This window comes from Desulfonatronum parangueonense (assembly GCF_054656975.1).
The window spans coordinates 3,412,302-3,431,289 of sequence record NZ_BAAHXH010000003.1 but is presented as its reverse complement, the minus strand read 5'-3'; the positions used below and the strand labels follow the sequence as shown (position 1 = coordinate 3,431,289).

The window sequence follows — 18,988 nt, the reverse complement described above, 5'->3', positions numbered from 1 at the left end:
GCCCCGGGGTTAAGGAGGAGGAAGAGAAAATTGTCACACAGGCAACTGACGTCGCTAGACTCCGGCCAGCATGCTCTGCTCGCCCTTGCTCAGCAGTCTGTCCAGATCCAGCAGGATCAGCAGGCGATCGGCCAGCTTGCCCACTCCGCTGATGTACTCTGACTCGATCCCGGAAATGATGGGCGGCGGCGGTTCAACCGTACTCGCCGGAATGCGCAGAACCTCGGAGACGGAATCCACGACAAAGCCGACAATGACCTTGTTGATTTCGATGACGATAATCCGGGTGTGCTTGTTGTGCTCCTGGGCGGCCATGCCAAATCGTTTTCGCAGATCAATGATCGGAATGACCTTGCCCCGCAGGTTGATCACGCCCTCCACGAAATCCGGCGCCTTGGGCACCCGCGTGATGCCCATCATCCGGATGATCTCCTGAACCTTGAGAATTTCCACGCCGAACTCTTCATCGCCAATGTTGAAGGTGACCAGTTGAAGCAGTGCGCTGTCCTTGTCCTGTCGCGTGTATTGCTCTTGCATGTGATTTCTCCGGAAACGATGAATGATGCAGGGTCCATATCAGTTGCGCTAAATGTCGGCAACTCCGGCGCACATGACGAACATCATCAACGAATGTCGGGCCATGTGCGCCGGATGGACAATGATCAGGAATCTTTCATCTGCCGCACGAGATTCTGCAGATCCTGGGATTGCCTGGCCAGATCGGAAACGGCCTGGGCTGACTGGCTCATGACTTCGTTGGTTTCCGAGGCAATCCTGTTGATGTCCTCCACGCCGCGATTGATTTCTTCGCTGGTGGCGGACTGTTCCTCCGCGGCCGTGGCAATGGAGCGGACCTGATCCGCCGCCTGCTCCGCCAAAGCGAGAATCTCCTTCAGAGCCTGGCCGGATTGGTTTGCCAGATCCGTGGCCTGCTCGATGGCTTGCACGGATTGATCCATGCCCTGGATATTGACCTGGGTTCCCTGTTGAATTGCCGAAATGGCCTGGCCGACTTCCTTGGTGGCATTCATGGTCTTCTCCGCCAGCTTGCGCACCTCGTCGGCCACTACGGCAAATCCGCGACCGGCATCTCCGGCCCGGGCCGCTTCAATGGCCGCGTTCAGCGCCAGCAGATTGGTTTGGTCGGCAATGTCCTCGATCACGTTCATGATCCGGCCGATCTGCTCGGCCTGCTGCCCGAGTTGATTCAAATTGTTTTTCATCTCCGTGGCCTGTTGCTGGACCTTGTTGATGGCCGCAACGGAAGCGGTGACCACCTTTGCCCCGTCCTCGGCCTTGGTTCGGGACTGATCCGAGGCTTCGGCTGCCTGGGAAGCATTCTTGGCCACCTCAAGCACCGTTGCGTTCATTTCCTCCATGGCCGTGGCGGTTTCGCCGGTTCTGGCCCGCTGTTCCTCCGAACCGCGGCTGGCCTGCTCCACCTGGGCGGCAAGCTGTTCCGAGGCCGAAGTCATCTGCTCGATCACGCCTTCAAGTTGCCCGGCGGCCTGCAGCATCCCCTCACGCTTGGCCCTTTCAGCCTGATCCTTCGCCTGCATGGCCTCCTCGGTTGCTTCACGGGCCTGCTTGGCAGCAATATCCGCCTCTCGAGCCTTTTCATCCGCCTCCCGGATTTTGACTTTCAGATTGCCGACCATGGTATTCAACGCCCCAGCCAGGACACCGACCTCATCCTTGTTCCTGATCTCAAGCTGCTCGTCCAGGTTTCCCTCCGCAACATGAGTGGCGAAATTGGTAGCTTTGCGGATGGGCAGGGCAAGACTGCGGGCGAACAGGATTCCCGCGGCGATCATGATCAATCCGACCACCAGACTGACCAGCAAAATTGACGTGAGGATGTTGTTCTGGGCTTGCTCCACCACGGTTCTCGGAACGCCGATAAAGAACATCCCGCCCACTTCGCCCCTGCTGTTGATGATCGGCCAGTAGGCCGTGTCGTAATTCTGACCGAGGATCATGTTCCTGTCGAAATAGGTTTGGCGCTGCTGCAGAACCGTGGAAAGAACACGGGGATTGTCCATCCGGGTGCCCACCACGCGCTGGCCGTCGCGCATGATCGTGGTGGCCAGACGGGTATCTCCCTCGAAAATCGTGGCCTCGACCCCGAAACGGCGCTTGAGGTCGTCCACGAAAGCGAAGGAGCCAAGATTAAAGCCGGGCGTGACGACCCCCAAAATCCGGTCGCCCATCTTGACTGGAAAACCGGCGCGGATGGAAAATTTGACTTCCGTCCCGTGCTCGATCCCGACGCTGGATTCCCCTTTGAGCGCTCGCTGCACGTTGACCTGATCGGCGACGCTGTCTCCGGTTCGTTGCGAATGGCCCCTGGCCAAGACCACTCCGTTGCGATCGGATATGGTGAGAAAATCGACACCGGTTTGCTGCATGACGTCTCTGGCAAAGCGTTGCAGGAACTGGGCGTTGTTATCCTGTAAGGCATGCTGAACATCGAAGTTGGAAGCCATCAAAAACCCTACGCTTCCAAGCAGTACTTCCCAATCTTCAATCTGCGCCTCCACAGCACCCTTGAAACCGCTCAGTTCCTCCAGAGCTTTTTCATCAAAACCTCGGGAAACATAATGGTTGGTTGTGAAAAACAAGACGCTGCTCGTCAGCAGCACCGCCAGGACGATAATCCCGATCAGCTTGCCGAAAATCGATACTCTCATTGACTGCTCCCTTTGGATGATTGTTTCGGCTGTGCATGTTTCCCGGAAGCCTTGAATGCCAAACCCACTGCATGCTGAACCGTCAAGCCCAAAAATCCTTCTTTCCCAAGAACCGAAGTTATGCCGCATATTGGCCATTAATACCCGACCAAACAGGTAAGAATTACACATATGACGGAGGCCTTCTATCATCCTTCACTCGACCTGTAAACCCCCCATATGAAATACTTTGCTTGGAACAGCAACCTTTGCGTCGTCCCCGCGATGCAAGTAAATTTTTATCGCGCAACCACTTGCCTCTTGCCGACAATTAAGCTACAGTCGAAATCTTTTGAAAGTTCCCCTCGCGTCCCCCCGGCGTGAGGCCGGGAGGTGAATACAACTTGCCAGGAATTGTTTTAAGTGAGAACGATCACTTTGATTTTGCATTGCGAAAGTTCAAAAAACAGGTGGAAAAAGCCGGCATTCTTTCCGAGCTGAAAAAGCGGCAGCACTATGAAAAGCCCAGCGTCCAGAAAAAGAAAAAGGAAGCCGCGGCCCGCAAACGTGCAATCAAGAAAAGCAGAAAGACAACATCTTTCCGATGAGCCTACTCGAGCGGATTGAGGGCGACTACATCGTCGCCTACAAAAAAAGAGATCACGATTTGACGGCTGTCTTGAGAATGCTCAAGGCAGCCGTCAAAAATCGTCAGGTTGAGCTGCGACGTCCCTTGACGGACGACGAAGTTCTCGACCTCCTACTCAAGCAGATCAAGCAACGCCAGGAGTCCATCGACATGTACTCCAAGGCCGGCCGGACCGAGCTGGCTGCCAAGGAGGCCCTGGAGCTGGAACTCTTGCGGGCCTACCAGCCACAGCCTTTGTCCTCCGATGAACTGTGTGCGCTTGTCGAGGCGGTGACAGCCGAGCAAGGCGCCACATCCATCAAGGATATGGGCCGGGTCATCCAGGCGATCATGAACACCCACAAAGGGCGGGTAGACGGCAAGACCGTCAGCGAACTGGTGCGGAACCGCCTGTCTTCCTGAAAAACACGCCCGGTTCCATTTCCGATGGAATCACGAACATATCTTCTTTTAGAATTTCCCAAAATCCTTGAGGCCCTTGCCGCCTGTTGCCGTTCCGATTCCGGACGGCAGGCGAGCCATACGCTGACTCCGGCCGGCGATGTCGCAGACGTTGCCCGCCGGCAGAGTCGTCTGCGCCAGGGCATGGCCTGGGCCGGGGAAAGCCGCGTGGATTGTCCCTCTTTTCCGGATCTGGCCGGGGTTTGGACATATGTCCTATCCCCATCGCGCATACTTGATCTGGACGCGCTCTGGGCAGTTGGACAATTCATTACCGCAGCCAGGCATGTGCGGCAAGCTCTGCTTGCAACGGAGGGCTCCCGCTGGCCTGATCTGCATGAAGAGGCCGCAAGCCTGACCTGGCCGGAGATGACCGCGGCCTCGCTGAAGCGTTGCCTCAGCGACGACGGAAACCTCAAGGACGAAAGCTCCCCGGAACTGTGGTCCGTGCGCCAGGAAATCCGGGCAATCCACCAGCAGTGTACACGGCGGGTCAAGGACTACGTCACCGAGCAGGGGATCGGCGCCTATCTGCAGGACGACTTCATGACCATCTCCTCGGATCGCTATGTGCTGCCGCTCAAAAGCAACTTCAAGGGCAAGGTCCCCGGAATCATCCATGATTATTCCCAGACCGGGGAAACCTGCTATATTGAGCCGCTGTTCCTGGTGGAGGTAAACAACAAACTTCAGGAATTGAAACAGGAAGAACGCGAAGCCGAAGCTCGGGTCATGGCCCATCTCACCAGCCTGATCCGCCAGGAACTTGACCAGTTGCAAGCCCTTTTCAGTTGGCTGGCGTCCATGGATCTGCTCCTGGCCAAGGTCCGGCTCGCGGACCAAATGCAGGCTCGTCCCATCGATGTCGTTTCCGACGGCGAGTTGAACCTGAAAACGGCCCGGCACCCCCTGCTGATCCTGGCCGGGCATGCAGCCAAGCCGGTGGATGTCCAACTCAAGGGTGAACACCGCGTTTTGATCATCAGCGGCGGCAATGCCGGCGGCAAGACCGTGGCTCTGAAATCGGCCGGGCTGCTGGCCCTGATGGCTCTGTCCGGGCTTCCGGTGCCCGTGGGCGAAGGCAGCAGCCTGCCTTTTTTGCACGACATCCATGTCTTCATGGGCGACGAGCAAAGCCTGGAAGGTCAGCTGAGCACCTTTTCCGCCCAGATCAGCCATGTGGCCGCGGTATGGGAACGCATCGATTCGCGAAGCCTCGTCCTGCTGGACGAGTTTGGCGCCGGCACCGACCCCAGCCAGGGCGCCGCCCTGGCCCAGGCCGTGGTGGACGGGTTGCTGGAAAAAGGGGCCTGGGCCGCCGTGGCCACCCATTTTCCGTCCCTGAAGGCCTATGCCTTGACCAGGGAAGGCGTGCGCTCCGCATCCGTGCTTTTTGATCCAAAAACCAACAAGCCGCTCTACAGTCTGGCCTATGATCAGGTGGGAGCCAGTCAGGCCATGGAAGTGGCCAAGGAATATGGACTGCCGGAAACCATTCTGGCCAAGGCGGAGCAGTACCTCCTGGTGGACGGCGCGGATACGAGCCGATTGATCGAACGACTCAACGCCCTGACCGTGGAACGCGAGGAGGAACTGGACAAGGCCCGGGAGCTGCGCCGCGCCCTGGACGACCAGAAGGCCAAGCTGCGGGCTGGTTTCGAGCGGGAGAAGGCGGCTCTGCTTCAGGAAATCAAGAAGCAGGCCCAGGACGTGCTGGTCCGTCTGCGGGAAGAGAAAATTTCCCGTCGCCAGGCCCTGCGTGAACTCGCCCAAACCCGTAAAGAGCTGGAGGCCGAGTCCAAATTGCCGCCCCGGGGAATGGAAAAGGCGTGGGAAGATTTCCAGATTGGTGAATCCATTTCCTACCCCGCTTGGAACAAATCCGGAACCATCCAGGAAAAGGATGAGCGGCGCAAGGCGTTGAAGGTCGAACTGGGCGGCGTTTCCTTGTGGCTTCCGTACCAGGATGTCGCCTCGCTCGGCCCAGGGAGGCAGGCCCAGCAGCCTTCTTCCGGAGCGGTTCTGGTCAAAAAATCGCCGGATCAAGCCATGCCCCTGCGCCTGGATCTGCGTGGTCAACGCGCTGACGAAGCCCTCAGCCTGCTGGCGGGTTTTCTGGACCGCGCCCTGTTGCGCGGTTCGCATCAGGTGGAGATCATTCACGGTCGGGGTACCGGCGCCCTGCGCCGGGAAGTGCACCAATTCCTGAAGAATCATCCCGTAATTGCCTCGTATGCCTTGGCCAACGAGGACGAGGGCGGCGACGGGATGACCATGGTCACGCTGCGCTAGATTCACGATCCGGATGTGATCGATGCCTTCGGCGGCGTCACCCATCCGAACCTCGGACTCCCATTATACCCTTATTCCGGCATTATGAGCAAAACCGCCATCCAGCAGATCAAATCACGGCTCGATTTCGTGGAGCTGGCCGGGCGCTATCTGGAATTGCGGCCCAATGGCGAACGGTGGAGCGGTCCCTGCCCCTTTCATCACGAAACCCACCCCTCCTTTCACGTCAATCCGGGCCAGGGTTTCTACTACTGCTTTGGGTGTCAGGCTTCCGGGGACGTCATTGATTTCTATGCCCGCATCAACGGGCTGGACTTCCGGCAGGCCCTGAACCAGCTGGCCCGGGAGACCGGCGTGGAGATGGAAGGCGGGCCCATGAATCCCCAGGAAAAAAAGAACCTGGAGGACCGGGATGTGTACCTGCGCATGTATGCCCGAAGCGCGGTCCATTTCCGGGAAAATCTCGCTTCTTCCAGGGGGGGGACGCACCACAAGTATCTGCTGGATCGCGGTGTCAGCCCGGAAATGATTGATGCCTTCCAGATCGGTTGCAGCCATGAGGATTGGCACGGGCTGGAAAAGTTTCTGCTCTCCGAGGGATATGGTCTGGATAAGGCCGTGGCCTGCGGGCTGCTGGTGCGCAATGACAAGGGCAAGGTCTACGACCGTTTCCGGAACCGGATCATGTTTCCCATCCACGATCTTTCCGGTGGAATCATTGCTTTCGGCGGCCGGGCCATTGACAGTTCCGAACCAAAATATATCAACAGCAGTGAAACGCCGATCTACACCAAAGGCAAGCATCTCTATGGGTTGTACCAGGCCAGACGGACCATTGTCCGCGACAAGCGGGCGCTTCTGACCGAGGGCTATCTGGACGTGATGGCTCTGCATCAATTCGGATTCACCGGCGCGGTGGGAGTCCTGGGAACGGCATTGACCCAGGACCAGGTCAAACGCCTGGGCGGTTTGTGTTCCCGGGTCGACCTGCTTTTCGACGGCGATCAGGCCGGGATAAAGGCCGCGGTGCGTGCCGCGGAAATGTTTTTGGCGCAGGGAATTGCCTGCTATGTGGCGACCATGCCCGAAGGCCGGGACGTGGATGACGTCCTTCATGACCAGGGGCCGGATGCGCTGGGGAAAATTCTCGATTCCTCACGGGCCGGCCTTGAGTTCTGTATGCAGACCATTTCCAGGTCCTATGCTCCCAGGGATATCATGAACTGGGTGCGTCATTTTCTGGACTCCATACCCGGCGATGACCTGCGGGCCTATTATCTGCCGCGCCTCGCCACCGGACTCGGCATGTCCGAAACGGAACTGCGCCGCAGCAGATTCGCGTCCACATCGCAACCAGTTTCCGAAGCGGCTGTCGCAACCCCGGCTGCCGGCCAGAGCACTTCCGGAAAACCGCGGCTCACGGGCCGCGACCGGCAGTTGCTCGCCTTTGCCGTGAGTTGTCCGGAATACCGTCCTCAACTCGCCGCCGGCGACCTGGACGCGGTCCTGGAAGATCCATGGGCCAAACGGCTCTGGGCTAAATTGCGCGCTCTGGATGCGGATCTCCCCGCCGGAACAGAAGACGGCTCGTCCGGGAGTTCCGTGCAAGCCTTTGATTTTTCAAGTTTGGATGAGGACGAACGCCGCGTCTGCTATCAGTTGCTCGCGGATGTGCAACAGCGTGGAGAGCCGGATCGAAGCGTACTCTGGACGGAAATCCAAACTTGCCTGAACAGGAATCTTCTCAAGAAAAAACAACAAGACATGTTGCGGGCCATGCGTGAAGCCCAGAACCAGGGCAACCAGCAACGTGTGGCCGAACTGCTTCAAGCCTATCAAGATCTCGCCATGGAGGCATAATGAGCAATATCAAGGAAATCCAACAGATCAAAACGTTGATTGCCGAAGGCACGAAAAAGGGCTTCCTGACATTTGAGGAGCTGAACAAGGCTCTGCCTTCGGAAATCAGCAATCCCGAGCAGATCGAAGAAGTCATCAATATTTTTGATCAGTTGGATATCACAATCATCGATGCGGGGAAGGTGACCAAGGGCATCCTGACCGAAGAGATTGACGAAGCGCCGGCAACCGAGAGTGTCGGGGTCCAATTTGCCGAAGGCGATGATGCGGAGTACGCCCCCCGCGGATCCGATCCGGTCCGGATGTATTTGCGTGAGATGGGCGCCGTGCCTCTCCTGGACCGGGAGGGCGAGGTGCATATCGCCAAGAAGATCGAGGTCGGCGAAATGGAAGTGCTCTACGCACTGGTGGAAGTTCCCGTGGTCATCGACGAGTTGATCAAGATCGGAGAAGACCTGAAACAGGGTCGGATCAAACTCAAGGACGTGGTCAAAACCATTGAGGAAGACGACCCGTCCGAGGATCAGATGAACCAGCGCCAGCGCGTGCTGTTCCTGCTGGATGAAATCCGCGGCGTCTACCGCAAAAAACGCAAGGTATACATGAAGCTGGACCAGTGCGCCCGGCTGGACCGCCGGGTCTATGGCCTGCAAATGGAAGTTATGGTCTTCAAGGAAGAAATCGTGACCTCCCTGCGGGACATCAAGCTGGAGAAAACCCTGATCGACCGGCTGATTGAAACCGTGGAAGATTTTGTGCGACAGATGCACAACTGCCAGCGCGACATCAGCGCGTACATTCTGTCCGTGGGCAAGAACCAGAACGAGATCAAGGAGATCTTCTCCTTGTTGGACAAACGGGAGATCAGTCCCGTGGCCGCGGCGGACTCCCTGAACATGACCATGGACGAACTCTTTTCCTTCAAGGAAATGCTGGCCGGAAAGATGGAAATTCTGGAACGGCTCCGGGACCAGTGTCACCATAACGTTCATGACCTGGAAGAGGTGCTCTGGCGAGCCAAACGCGGCAACATCGCGGCCATGGCCGCGAAGCAGGAGCTGATCCGCTCCAACCTACGTCTTGTGGTCAGCATCGCCAAAAAATACACCAACCGCGGCCTCCAGTTCCTGGACCTGATCCAGGAGGGCAACATCGGCCTGATGAAAGCCGTGGACAAGTTCGAGTACCAACGCGGGTACAAGTTTTCCACATACGCCACCTGGTGGATCCGCCAAGCCATCACCCGGGCCATTGCCGATCAGGCCCGGACCATCCGCATTCCCGTGCACATGATCGAGACCATCAACAAGCTGATCCGCACCTCCCGCTACCTGGTCCAGGAACTGGGCCGCGACCCGTCTCCCGAGGAAATCGCCGAACGGATGGATTATCCCCTGGACAAGGTCAAGAAGGTTCTCAAAATCGCCAAGGAACCCATTTCCCTGGAAACGCCCATCGGCGAGGAAGAGGACAGCAGTTTGGGCGATTTCATTGAGGACAAGAAGGCTCTGGCTCCTGCTGAAGAGGTTGTCAATGCAAAGCTTTCCGAACAGATTGCGGAGATCCTGTCCGAATTGACTCCCCGGGAGGAACAGGTGCTGCGCAAGCGGTTCGGCATCGGCGAACCATCGGATCATACCCTGGAGGAAGTGGGCAAGCTGTTCAACGTGACCAGAGAACGAATCCGACAGATCGAGGCCAAGGCCTTGCGCAAACTCCGCCACCCCGGTCGCAGTCAGATCCTGCGCTCGTTCTACGACGGGTGATCTCCATGACGCGCCGTCACGCCATGAATCATGCTCACGCCATCGCGGCCGGACGGATCAGCCTGCGAATCATTTCGCTGTTTCTGGTCTTGTGGCTGCTCTGGCCCCTGCCGTCTCAAGCCGATGAAGCGCGGGTGAAATGGGTTCCGGACGGCGACACGATTCATCTGGAGGACGGTCGCCGGGTCCGGCTGCTGGGCATCGATGCACCGGAATTCGGCCGGGACAATGCTCCGGATCAATATTATGCCCGGGAATCCCGTGATTATCTGCGCCGACTGGTTGGCTCCAGGCCGGTTCGCCTGGAGACCGACGATCAGGGTCCGGATCGGTACGGCAGGGTTCTGGCGTACGTTTTTCTGCCCGACGGACGAATGGCCAATCAGGTTCTCGTGGAAGAAGGACTGGCCTTTTTCTATCCCCATGCCCACCAGAGCCGGGACTTCCAAAGGCAGATGCTCGAAGCCCAGAACCGGGCCATCTCGGCTCAGAAAGGGTTCTGGCCGCGCATCCTCTCCCTGCCCCAACCGCTGACCGGCTGGGTGGGCAACCGCCGCAGCAAACGCTTTCACCACCCGGACAGCCATTATGCCGCGCGCATCAGCTCCGCGAATCGCGTAGTCCTCTTTTCCCTGGAACAGGCCTTCCGGGAAGGCTATGCTCCGGCCAGAACCAGTTCGCCCTGGCCGGACGCCCGCTGATGTCTCAATCAAGTCCAATTGTGACGACAACTTGAAGCGGTAAAAGGGCAACTGCTCAATTAGGCAGGGCACCAACCACCGCGGATCCGTGCTGCCTGGATACCGGCCTGCGCCGGTATGACGGAATGGAGTGCCTCGATAGCGAGTTCTCTCGGTTGTCACCCCGGCGCAGGCCGGGGTCCAGGTGTTTTTGTGTGGGTCAGTGGCCCGGAGTTATTGAGCAGTTACGTAAAAGGCAGCTTCAATAAATTAGTGACAAGCATGACCTGGATTCCCGCCTTCGCGGGAATGACTTTTTAAATGCCGTCTTCGAGTCATCATGTCCACGAAGCAAGCATCCACCCCGCTTTTACTCGGCTGAGCTGAATCGGATAGTTCGCTTAATCAAAAAAACTACCGAACAAGGCTGTGCGCTGCCGGAGAACCGGCAGCAACGCTTTGCTTGGCTTGAAAAATAAGGAGACTCTTCATGTCTACGCACCAGCTTACTCCATTGCCCGGAGCCCGCCCCTGTCCCGGCCCGCTGGTCCTCGTCATCCTGGATGGCATCGGACTCGGATCACGGGATGAACGCGACGGCGTGTTTGTTTCCCATACCCCTGTGCTGGACGCCCTGCTGGAGGAGCCGCTGACGGTTTCGCTGAAAGCCCACGGCACAGCTGTTGGATTGCCCTCGGACGATGACATGGGCAATTCCGAGGTCGGCCACAACGCCCTTGGGGCTGGCCGGGTTATCTCTCAGGGCGCGAAATTGATCAACGAGGCCATTGCCACGGGCCGTGTTTTCCAGGGTGACGCCTGGCAGCGGGTGATCCAGGCCGGGCTGGACGGCAACACGGTCCACTTCATCGGCCTAGTGTCCGATGGCAACGTACACAGCCATATCGACCAGCTCCATGCCCTGCTGGACGGATGCGTCCGGGCAGGAGTGCGCCGGGTTCGGGTGCACGCCCTGCTGGACGGCCGGGACGTGGACCAGAAGAGCGCGCTGCGCTATGTCGAACCACTGGAGGCACGGCTTGCCGAGCTCTCCACCGACGGCCGCGATTACCGGATCGCCTCGGGAGGAGGACGCATGGTCACGACCATGGATCGGTACAATGCCAACTGGCCGGTAGTGGAAAAAGGCTGGCAGGCCCACGTTCTTGGGCAGGCCCGGGAATTCCCGTCGGCTTCGGAAGCCATCAGCACCTATTACCGGGAAGACCCCAAAATCACTGACCAGTACATGGATTCCTTCGTGGTCGCCGACAAGGACGGTCCGGTGGGTCCCATCGAGGACGGCGACGCCGTGATCTTCTTCAACTTTCGCGGAGACCGGGCCATTGAGATTTCCAGGGCCTTTGAGGAGCATGATTTTACGGAATTCGACCGGATCCGCGTTCCCAAGGTCTTTTACGCGGGCATGATGCAGTATGACGGAGACGCCATGATCCCGAAGAACTTCCTGGTGGAGCCGCCCACTGTGGACAGGACCCTGGGCGAATATCTCTGCGGCTCCGGCGTCACCTCCTTTGCCATTTCCGAAACCCAGAAGTTCGGGCATGTCACCTATTTCTGGAACGGCAACCGTTCCGGATACATCGATAAAAACCTCGAATCCTACGAGGAGATTCCATCAGACCGGATCGCCTTTGATCTGCGGCCCTGGATGAAGGCCGCGGAAATCACGGACCGCGTCCTGGAGATCATTGCCGAAGGAAAGCACCGTTTCATCCGGCTGAACCTGGCCAACGGCGATATGGTCGGCCACACCGGCGTGGAACCGGCAATCCGTATTGCCGTGGCCACGGTTGATTTCTGCCTGGGCCGCATCCTGGATTCAGTGCGCCAGGCCGGGGGCGTTGCAGTGGTCACTTCGGACCACGGCAACGCGGACAGCATGTGGTCGGAGAAGAAAGGCCAGGTCGCTCCCATGGTTGCCCACACTCTCAACCCGGTGCCCTTGATCATCAAGGACTATTGCGGTGCCAACAATTTCCGACTGACCGGCGTGAACCAGCCAGGGCTGGCCAATGTGGCCGCGACCCTCTGCACCCTGCTGGGCTACGAACCGCCCGAAGGATATGAGCCGTCTTTGGTGATCCTGGACAGCCAATAACAGCATTGCGATCACCAACAATATAATAAATAAAGCGGTAAATACTCAGCATACGTTTTTCCTCCGATATCGGTATCGGGGTCGGTATCGGTATCGAAAACATTGGATTGCCTACACATGGCTTCGCTTCGATACCGACCCCTACTCCGATACCGATACCGATGCCAAACTCGGCAACAGCATTAGTTTTTCTGAATAGTTATAAAAAGCGTAACTTTCAGCAGAGTCGGAAAAAGATCTGGATACCGGCTTTCGCCGGTATGACCACCATGGAAACGTCTTGCTCCGATTCGTCATTCCGGCAAAAGCCGGAATCCAGTGCCGGGGAATGGTCATGCACCGTATGTGCTGAATCGTTACAAAAAAAAGCGGGCTCTTTGAGCCCGCTTTTTTATATGGCAATCACTACCCAGCCGAACCGGTACTGACCGCTGTCATTGATACCGTTTGTTTTACGCAACGCGGCGCGTCCGACTCCTTTCCAGGATTCCCTGCAAGGCATCCGCCGGATGCTTCAGACGGGCGAGGAGGATCATGGCGGCAACGACATAGGGCTTATAGCCGGCCTCTTTGTAAGTGTTGATCCGGTGGCGTTCGAAGACCGACGCCTGAACCTCGCCCTGTTGACAACTGACGCCGGAAATATCCGCGGGCAGGCAGTGCATGTACAGGGCGTCGCCGTTTCTGGTTTTTTGCATCAGCTCTTCGGTGCATTCCCAGTCCACGAAGCGCTTGTTGTTCTCCAAGCAGCGTTTTTCCAGTTCCTTCAGGCCGGCGGTATCATTGTTTGTCAGCAACTCTGTTCGTTCCTGCATCACCGCAAAGGGCGCCCAGCTTTTGGGATAGACGATGTCCGCGTCGGCAAAGGCCTCGGCCATGGAATTGACAACCTGGAAGGAACCACCGGATTCAGCAGCCTGTTTCCCGGCCATGTCCTCCACTTCCGGCAGCACGTTGTACCCTTCCGGATGGCCCAGAACCACGTCCATGCCCAGCCGGGTCATCAGGCCGATAACTCCCTGGGCAACGGAAAGGGGCTTGCCGTAGGACGGCGAATAGGCCCAGGTCATGGCGATCTTCTTGCCCCGAAGCTTGTCCAGGCCGCCGAAATGATGGATCAGGTGCAGGGCGTCGGCCATGGTCTGGGTAGGATGGTCCAGATCGCATTGCAGGTTGACCACGGTGGGCCTGGTGGGCAGCACGCCCTGCTGGTACCCGTCCTGCAGGGAGGCGGCCACTTCCCGCATGTAGGCGTTGCCCTGGCCCAGGAAGATGTCGTCGCGAATGCCAATGGCCTCGGCCATGAACGAGACCATGTTCGCGGTCTCGCGCACGGTCTCCCCGTGGGCGATCTGGGATTTTTCCTCGTCCAGGTCCTGAACGGTCAAACCCAATAGATTCGCCGCCGCGGCAAAGCTGAACCGGGTCCGGGTGGAGTTGTCCCGAAAGATGGAAATGGCCAGGCCGGAATCAAACAGGCGCGGCGAAAGGTCCTGGCCGCGCATGGCCCGCAAAATCTCGGCCGTATCAAAAATCGCGGCCAATTCCTCCATTGACTTTTCCCAGGTCAGCAAAAAATCCTGATGATGCATGCCGTCGATGCGACGGTCGGCCAGCCGACGGATGGCCTGCTCGATACCGATTTTAGCCATGATTGGATCCTTTTTAGAAGTCAGATTCAGGAAACAGTTGAAAAAGGGACGAGGCGATTGGACCTTGCCTTCCCTCTTTGTAACTACTCAGCTCATCCGAGAAAAATCGGACTGGATACCGGCCTTCGCCGGTATGACTTAACTGGAAAGGCCGTGTTATGATACGTCATTCCGGCGAAAGCCGAAATCCAGTGCAGGTGAATGACCACCCTCCGGATGAACTGAAAAGTTACCCCCTCTTTTTCTATTCTTTGGTTCGCTCAACATATACCACAGGGATCATGGCGTACATGGCCGCGGCCTGAACCAGTTCGTTCTTCCATGTTTTTTCGTTGGGCGCATGGGCCTGATCTTCGTGTCCAGGACCGAAGCCGACGCAGGGGATGCCAAGGCGGCCCATGATTGACACGCCATTGGTGGAAAAGGTCCACTTGTCCACCAGGGGCTTTTTTCCAAAAAGTCGTTCATAACTCTGGACAAGTGTTTCGCAGACCGGGTGGCTTTCTTCCAGGACCCAGGCGGGAAAGTAGCATTCCGTGGGATAGACCAGGCCGGTGTAGGACTGCTTGTCGTAGTTGTACATGCTCACTTCGGCTCCGGCCGCCTGCACCGCGGGCAGGTCGCGGATCTGCTGCAGCGCTTCCTCCCAGGTCTCGCCCCAGGTCAGGCGACGATCCACGGAAATCCAGCATCCGTCCGCCACGGCGCAGCGTGACGGGGAGCAGTGACCAATTTCGGAGACAGTCAGGCTGCCCTTGCCCAGAAAGGGATCAGTGCGCAGGTTGCCGTGCAGGGTCTGGAGTTCGCTCAGGATCGGCCCCATCTTGAAGATGGCGTTATCCCCGCGTTCCGGGGCCGAACCATGGCAGCTCACGCCCCTGGTACCCACCCGGATTTCCATTCGTCCGCGCTGACCGCGAGAGATGTTGCAGGAGGTGGGCTCGGTGGAGACCACGAATTCGGGCCGCAACTTGCCCTCGTTGATGATGTACAGCCAGCAAAGCCCGTCGCAATCCTCTTCCTGGACCGTACCGGCCATCATCAAGGTCACGTCCGGGGGCAACAGATCCAGTTCCTTGATGATCTTGCCTGCATAAACCATGGAGGCCATGCCTCCTTCCTGATCGCTGGCCCCGCGTCCGGTAATGGTTTCCTCGTCTTCATCGCCGAGAAAAGGGTCAACGTTCCATTGGGTCCTGTCGCCAACGCCCACGGTGTCCACATGGGCATCCAGGGCAATCAGCCTCGGTCCGTTGCCGATGAACCCCAGGACATTGCCCATGGGATCGATTTCCACCCGGTCGAACCCGACCTTTTCCATCTCGCGCTTGATCAGTGCGCAGACTTCCTTTTCCTGCCCGGATTCGCTGGGAATGGCGATCATTTCCCGCAGGAACCGACTGATCTCCGGCTTGTAATGCTCCGCTCGTTCAAGAATACGCTTTGGATCTACAGTCATGCCCGCCTCATTGTAGCATTATAAGTTAGTGCAACACCGCGTTTAGCCGCATTCATCATGCGGCCTTCAGATAAAACTCCACCTTCACGGCATCGAATGGAAACTCTATACCCCCGGTTTCGGCACGACTCAGCAGGCCGGCTTGCAGGAGGGCAGTGACATCTCCATGAACGGCCTTGACGTCGCGATCGACCCGACGGGCGGCTTCTCGAATGGAAACCGGTCCGATACCGCACAACGCCTTTAATATTTCCCAACGCTTTGCTGTCAGCACCTGCCAGAGCAACTCAGGTGATGCAAAGGCTATATGCACATCCTCATCAGCCTGACCGGTTTTCATGGAGTGCGCTGCCCGAGCCAGGGTTTTCTCCAGTGTGCTCACCTCAAGAACGACCGTGCTCATGGTTCCACCTCGCAATGGCGGCCTGAAAATCATTCATCAACTGTTCAGGACCTGAAAAGACATATGATTCTTGCACTTCTCCAAAATGGCGATGATCCCCTTTGCCTCGTTCATTGTCGAACCGCACCACGCATTCCCCGCCGACGACATACGCCAAGCGGTACTTGAATTCATGATTCGATGGCGACACAGACGCCGGAACGCGCCATATCACGACTTCCGCGAAGGCATCCGGAGCAAGAACGATACGATGATGGAAAATCGAAACAGCCTTCATGTTGGATTTGATACCAACACAAAAAGCCTCCTGTCAACAACTATCGAGATGATGGTCGTGAGGCTGCGCAAAAACAACGCGCCCGGAAAGCCGGGCGCGTTGTGGAAAGTGGATACTGCGATTAGTTGCCGACCTGCTCGATGGCCTCCAGAAAAGCGTTCATCATGGCCACGCCTTCGTCGCCGTGCTTGTCGGCAATGATCTGTTTGACCGCGGGCATGGCCTGGGCCTGGAAGGCGGCTTTTTGTTCCGGGGTCAGGGCGTTGACTTCCATGTTTTTGGCCAAGGCCGGAAGGCCGCGGTCCGAGGCTTCGATGATCCGGGAAATACCGCGACCGGCCACAATGGCGGAGCGGGCGGCGTTCTGGACAATGGTCTGCTCTTCAGAAGTCAGGGAATCCCAGAATTTCATGTTCACGGCCCAGACATACGGGGCGAACAAATGTCCGGTCAGGCTGAGGTACCTCTGGACCTCGTTGAACTTGGCAAAGGCGATGATCGGCACCGGGTTCATCTGGCCGTCGGCCACGCCGGTCTGCAGGGCGGTGTACAATTCGGCCCAGGCAATGGGAGCAGGCTGGGCGCCCAGGGCATTGATCATGGCCTGGTGGGTGTCCAGGGTCATGGTCCGGATCTTCAGGCCTTTCATGTCATCCGGCGTGGTGATGGCCCGCCGGGAGTTCGTAAAGTGAAAGAATCCCCCGGAGTCGCCGAAGCCCAGGATTTTCAAACCAGTCTTGGCTTCCATGTCCGCCGCGAACTTCTGACCGAAGGGGCCGTCGAAAACTTCGTAGGTGGCGGCAATGTCCGGAAAGGCGAAAGGCACGTCGATGATGCCCATCATGGGATAGATGCTGGCAAATCCACCAACGGTGTGAATGCCCATTTCGATCACGCCGGCCCGGACCTGCTGGAGCACTTCGTTGTCCTTGCCGAGCTGCCCGTTGGGAAAGGTCTGCACCCTGATCTGGCCGTTGGTGCCGGCTTCCACCAGACTCTTGAACACCGTGGCCATGGCTCCGGTGGCATTGTCGAAGGGATCGTCATTGTTCAGGTGATGCAGCTTGATGGACTTCTGGGCCGCGGCCTGGGGAGCCGTTCCCAGTACCAGGGCCAAAGCCAGAACAGGCGCCAGAGCCAGCACGAAAAACTTGGTCGAAAGTTTCATCCTCATCCTCCACTCGGTTGATTGTGCAGCAAAATTTATCACTCATCTCATCCAAATCCAAATCGAAATCGAAATCGAAATCGAAAAAATTCAGTAACTGTTCAGCAAACAAATCGACCCCGACCCCGGCCCCGGCCCCGATACCGATACCGATACCGATACCGATACCGATACCGATACCGATACCGATTACCAAGGATGAGCGTGTGCTGAGTAGTTACAAGGAACAACGACATATCCCCTTCATCGCCAAACCTACCCTATCCCCAACAACAGACGCGGCAGGAACATGGTCAGCTTTTCAAAATACGCCACGCAAAACAAAATCCCCACCTGCAGCAGCAAAAAAGGCCACAGGGCTACGGCGATCCGCTCGATGCGTTCGCCGGTGACCGAGGACAATACAAACAGACAAGCTCCCACGGGCGGGGTCATCAGGGAGATGTTCAGGGCCAGAACGATCATGATTCCGGCATGGACCGGATGCATGCCGATGGCCTGGGTCAGGGGAACCAGGACAGGAGCCAGAATGATCAATGCCGCGTTGATGTCCATGAACATCCCGATGATCAGAAGCAATCCCAGAATCATGGCGATGATCATGTGCGGGTCCTGGCTGATGGTCAGAAAAAAAGCCGCAATGGACTGGGGGATCTGCATGAAGGTCATCCACCAGCTCAGGATCGAGGCCGAGGCGATGATCAGAAAGACCACGCCGGTGATCCGCGCCGTGCGGATGAGCATTTCCAGAATGTCCTGCAGAGACAGGGATCGGTAGATCACAATGGCGATGAAGAGGGCATAGAATACGGCAATGGCCGCGGCCTCGGTGGGCGTGACAATGCCGCCGAGAATGCCGCCGAGGATGATCGCCGGCATCAGCAAGGCCAGGATGCTGTCCTTGAAGGCTTGCAGGATTTTCCACAGACTCGGCCCTCCTTCGCCCTTGGGCAGTTTCCAGCGCTTGCCCATGGCCGCGATCAAGGCCATGCACAGCAGGCAGATCAGCAGTCCCGGCAGGATGCCCGCGGCAAACAAACCGGCAATGGAGACGCCCATCAGGGAGCCGTAGATGACCATCAGGTTGGAGGGGGGAATGGTGGGCCCGATGATAGAACCGGCCACGGTCACGGCGCAGGCAAAAGGCCGGTTATAGCCCTTTTTGACCATGGCCGGAACCAGGGTATTGCCGAAGGCAGCGGTGTCGGAGACCGCGGCCCCGGTCATCCCGGCGAAAAGCACGGAGGCGACCATGTTCGAATGGGCCAGGCCGCCGCGCAAATAGCCCACCAGAGCATCGGCGAAATGGGCCAGGCGTTCGGTGATCCCGGACCGGTTCATGATCTCCCCGGCCAGGATGAAGAAGGGCATGGCCATGAAGGTGAACAGATCCAGTCCCTCGAAGAAACGCTTTGGTGCCATGGTCAGGAACTGCTCCCCGCCGATCTGGAGCAGACCCACGGTTCCGGCGATGCCCAGGGTGAACCCGATGGGCAAACCCAGGAACAACAGGCCGAAAAACACCGTGGCGACGAGGATCATGCTAACTT

General features: G+C 57.8%; 15 protein-coding genes. 7 read left to right on the top strand and 8 right to left on the bottom strand.

The genetic code is table 11. The features are described 5' to 3' along the window. Positions 1–54 precede the first annotated feature (54 nt). Positions 55–537, bottom strand: a complete 483-nt coding sequence (locus ACYQ15_RS15435; protein WP_459938393.1) for a chemotaxis protein CheW — start codon at positions 535–537, stop codon at positions 55–57. Positions 538–662: 125 nt separating this feature from the next. Then, positions 663–2,690, bottom strand: coding sequence for a methyl-accepting chemotaxis protein (locus tag ACYQ15_RS15430; RefSeq protein ID WP_459938392.1), 2,028 nt, complete (start codon positions 2,688–2,690; stop codon positions 663–665). Between the two features lie 383 nt (positions 2,691–3,073). On the opposite strand from ACYQ15_RS15430, the gene rpsU reads away from it, so the two are divergent. The 7 genes from rpsU (at position 3,074) to gpmI (ending at position 12,479) form a co-directional block, all read left to right on the top strand. Continuing rightward, positions 3,074–3,277, top strand: coding sequence for a 30S ribosomal protein S21 (gene rpsU / locus ACYQ15_RS15425; RefSeq protein ID WP_092117883.1), 204 nt, complete (start codon positions 3,074–3,076; stop codon positions 3,275–3,277). Further along, positions 3,274–3,720: a GatB/YqeY domain-containing protein gene (locus ACYQ15_RS15420; protein ID WP_459938391.1), complete on the top strand. Its 447-nt coding sequence runs from the start codon at positions 3,274–3,276 to the stop codon at positions 3,718–3,720. The genes rpsU and ACYQ15_RS15420 overlap by 4 nt, the downstream gene beginning before the upstream one ends. 24 nt (positions 3,721–3,744) lie before the next feature. Then, the gene (locus ACYQ15_RS15415) at positions 3,745–6,051 is read left to right on the top strand and encodes an endonuclease MutS2 (RefSeq protein ID WP_459938390.1); all 2,307 of its coding nucleotides are present in this window, start codon (positions 3,745–3,747) and stop codon (positions 6,049–6,051) included. An 84-nt stretch (positions 6,052–6,135) separates the two neighbouring features. Continuing rightward, on the top strand, positions 6,136–7,911 hold the full coding sequence (gene dnaG / locus ACYQ15_RS15410; RefSeq protein ID WP_459938389.1) for a DNA primase: 1,776 nt from the start codon (positions 6,136–6,138) through the stop codon (positions 7,909–7,911). Beyond that, complete coding sequence (rpoD, locus tag ACYQ15_RS15405) at positions 7,911–9,677, top strand: RNA polymerase sigma factor RpoD (RefSeq protein ID WP_459938388.1); 1,767 nt, start codon at positions 7,911–7,913, stop codon at positions 9,675–9,677. The genes dnaG and rpoD overlap by 1 nt, the downstream gene beginning before the upstream one ends. 5 nt (positions 9,678–9,682) lie before the next feature. Beyond that, positions 9,683–10,378, top strand: a complete 696-nt coding sequence (locus ACYQ15_RS15400) for a thermonuclease family protein (protein WP_459938387.1) — start codon at positions 9,683–9,685, stop codon at positions 10,376–10,378. A gap of 469 nt (positions 10,379–10,847) precedes the next feature. Beyond that, complete coding sequence (gene gpmI, locus ACYQ15_RS15395; RefSeq protein ID WP_459938386.1) at positions 10,848–12,479, top strand: 2,3-bisphosphoglycerate-independent phosphoglycerate mutase; 1,632 nt, start codon at positions 10,848–10,850, stop codon at positions 12,477–12,479. Positions 12,480–12,931: 452 nt separating this feature from the next. On the opposite strand, the gene ygeW is transcribed toward gpmI, so the two are convergent. From ygeW to ACYQ15_RS15365, 6 genes are all read right to left on the bottom strand, one after another. Then, on the bottom strand, positions 12,932–14,131 hold the full coding sequence (gene ygeW / locus ACYQ15_RS15390) for a knotted carbamoyltransferase YgeW (RefSeq protein WP_459938385.1): 1,200 nt from the start codon (positions 14,129–14,131) through the stop codon (positions 12,932–12,934). Between the two features lie 244 nt (positions 14,132–14,375). Next, positions 14,376–15,590, bottom strand: a complete 1,215-nt coding sequence (locus tag ACYQ15_RS15385; RefSeq protein ID WP_459938384.1) for a YgeY family selenium metabolism-linked hydrolase — start codon at positions 15,588–15,590, stop codon at positions 14,376–14,378. A gap of 55 nt (positions 15,591–15,645) precedes the next feature. After that, entirely contained in the window at positions 15,646–15,993 is a 348-nt protein-coding gene (locus ACYQ15_RS15380; RefSeq protein WP_459938383.1) for an HVO_A0114 family putative DNA-binding protein, read from the bottom strand. Continuing rightward, the gene (locus ACYQ15_RS15375; protein WP_459938382.1) at positions 15,974–16,270 is read right to left on the bottom strand and encodes a toxin-antitoxin system TumE family protein; all 297 of its coding nucleotides are present in this window, start codon (positions 16,268–16,270) and stop codon (positions 15,974–15,976) included. The genes ACYQ15_RS15380 and ACYQ15_RS15375 overlap by 20 nt, the downstream gene beginning before the upstream one ends. A gap of 121 nt (positions 16,271–16,391) precedes the next feature. Continuing rightward, positions 16,392–17,438, bottom strand: coding sequence for a TRAP transporter substrate-binding protein (locus ACYQ15_RS15370; RefSeq protein ID WP_459938381.1), 1,047 nt, complete (start codon positions 17,436–17,438; stop codon positions 16,392–16,394). A gap of 255 nt (positions 17,439–17,693) precedes the next feature. After that, a complete protein-coding gene (locus ACYQ15_RS15365; RefSeq protein ID WP_459938380.1) occupies positions 17,694–18,980 on the bottom strand; it encodes a TRAP transporter large permease in 1,287 nt (428 codons plus the stop codon). Between the last annotated feature and the right edge of the window lie 8 nt (positions 18,981–18,988).

Excerpts from the sequence above, each read along its gene's own strand:
- ACYQ15_RS15435 (WP_459938393.1), bottom strand. The coding sequence starts at position 537 with ATGCAAGAGCAATACACGCGACAGGACAAGGACAGCGCACTGCTTCAA.
- ACYQ15_RS15430 (WP_459938392.1), bottom strand. The coding sequence starts at position 2,690 with ATGAGAGTATCGATTTTCGGCAAGCTGATCGGGATTATCGTCCTGGCG.
- ACYQ15_RS15420 (WP_459938391.1), top strand. The coding sequence starts at position 3,274 with ATGAGCCTACTCGAGCGGATTGAGGGCGACTACATCGTCGCCTACAAA.
- ACYQ15_RS15415 (WP_459938390.1), top strand. The coding sequence starts at position 3,745 with ATGGAATCACGAACATATCTTCTTTTAGAATTTCCCAAAATCCTTGAG.
- dnaG (WP_459938389.1), top strand. The coding sequence starts at position 6,136 with ATGAGCAAAACCGCCATCCAGCAGATCAAATCACGGCTCGATTTCGTG.
- rpoD (WP_459938388.1), top strand. The coding sequence starts at position 7,911 with ATGAGCAATATCAAGGAAATCCAACAGATCAAAACGTTGATTGCCGAA.
- ACYQ15_RS15400 (WP_459938387.1), top strand. The coding sequence starts at position 9,683 with ATGACGCGCCGTCACGCCATGAATCATGCTCACGCCATCGCGGCCGGA.
- gpmI (WP_459938386.1), top strand. The coding sequence starts at position 10,848 with ATGTCTACGCACCAGCTTACTCCATTGCCCGGAGCCCGCCCCTGTCCC.
- ygeW (WP_459938385.1), bottom strand. The coding sequence starts at position 14,131 with ATGGCTAAAATCGGTATCGAGCAGGCCATCCGTCGGCTGGCCGACCGT.
- ACYQ15_RS15385 (WP_459938384.1), bottom strand. The coding sequence starts at position 15,590 with ATGACTGTAGATCCAAAGCGTATTCTTGAACGAGCGGAGCATTACAAG.
- ACYQ15_RS15380 (WP_459938383.1), bottom strand. The coding sequence starts at position 15,993 with ATGAGCACGGTCGTTCTTGAGGTGAGCACACTGGAGAAAACCCTGGCT.
- ACYQ15_RS15375 (WP_459938382.1), bottom strand. The coding sequence starts at position 16,270 with ATGAAGGCTGTTTCGATTTTCCATCATCGTATCGTTCTTGCTCCGGAT.
- ACYQ15_RS15370 (WP_459938381.1), bottom strand. The coding sequence starts at position 17,438 with ATGAAACTTTCGACCAAGTTTTTCGTGCTGGCTCTGGCGCCTGTTCTG.
- ACYQ15_RS15365 (WP_459938380.1), bottom strand. The coding sequence starts at position 18,980 with ATGATCCTCGTCGCCACGGTGTTTTTCGGCCTGTTGTTCCTGGGTTTG.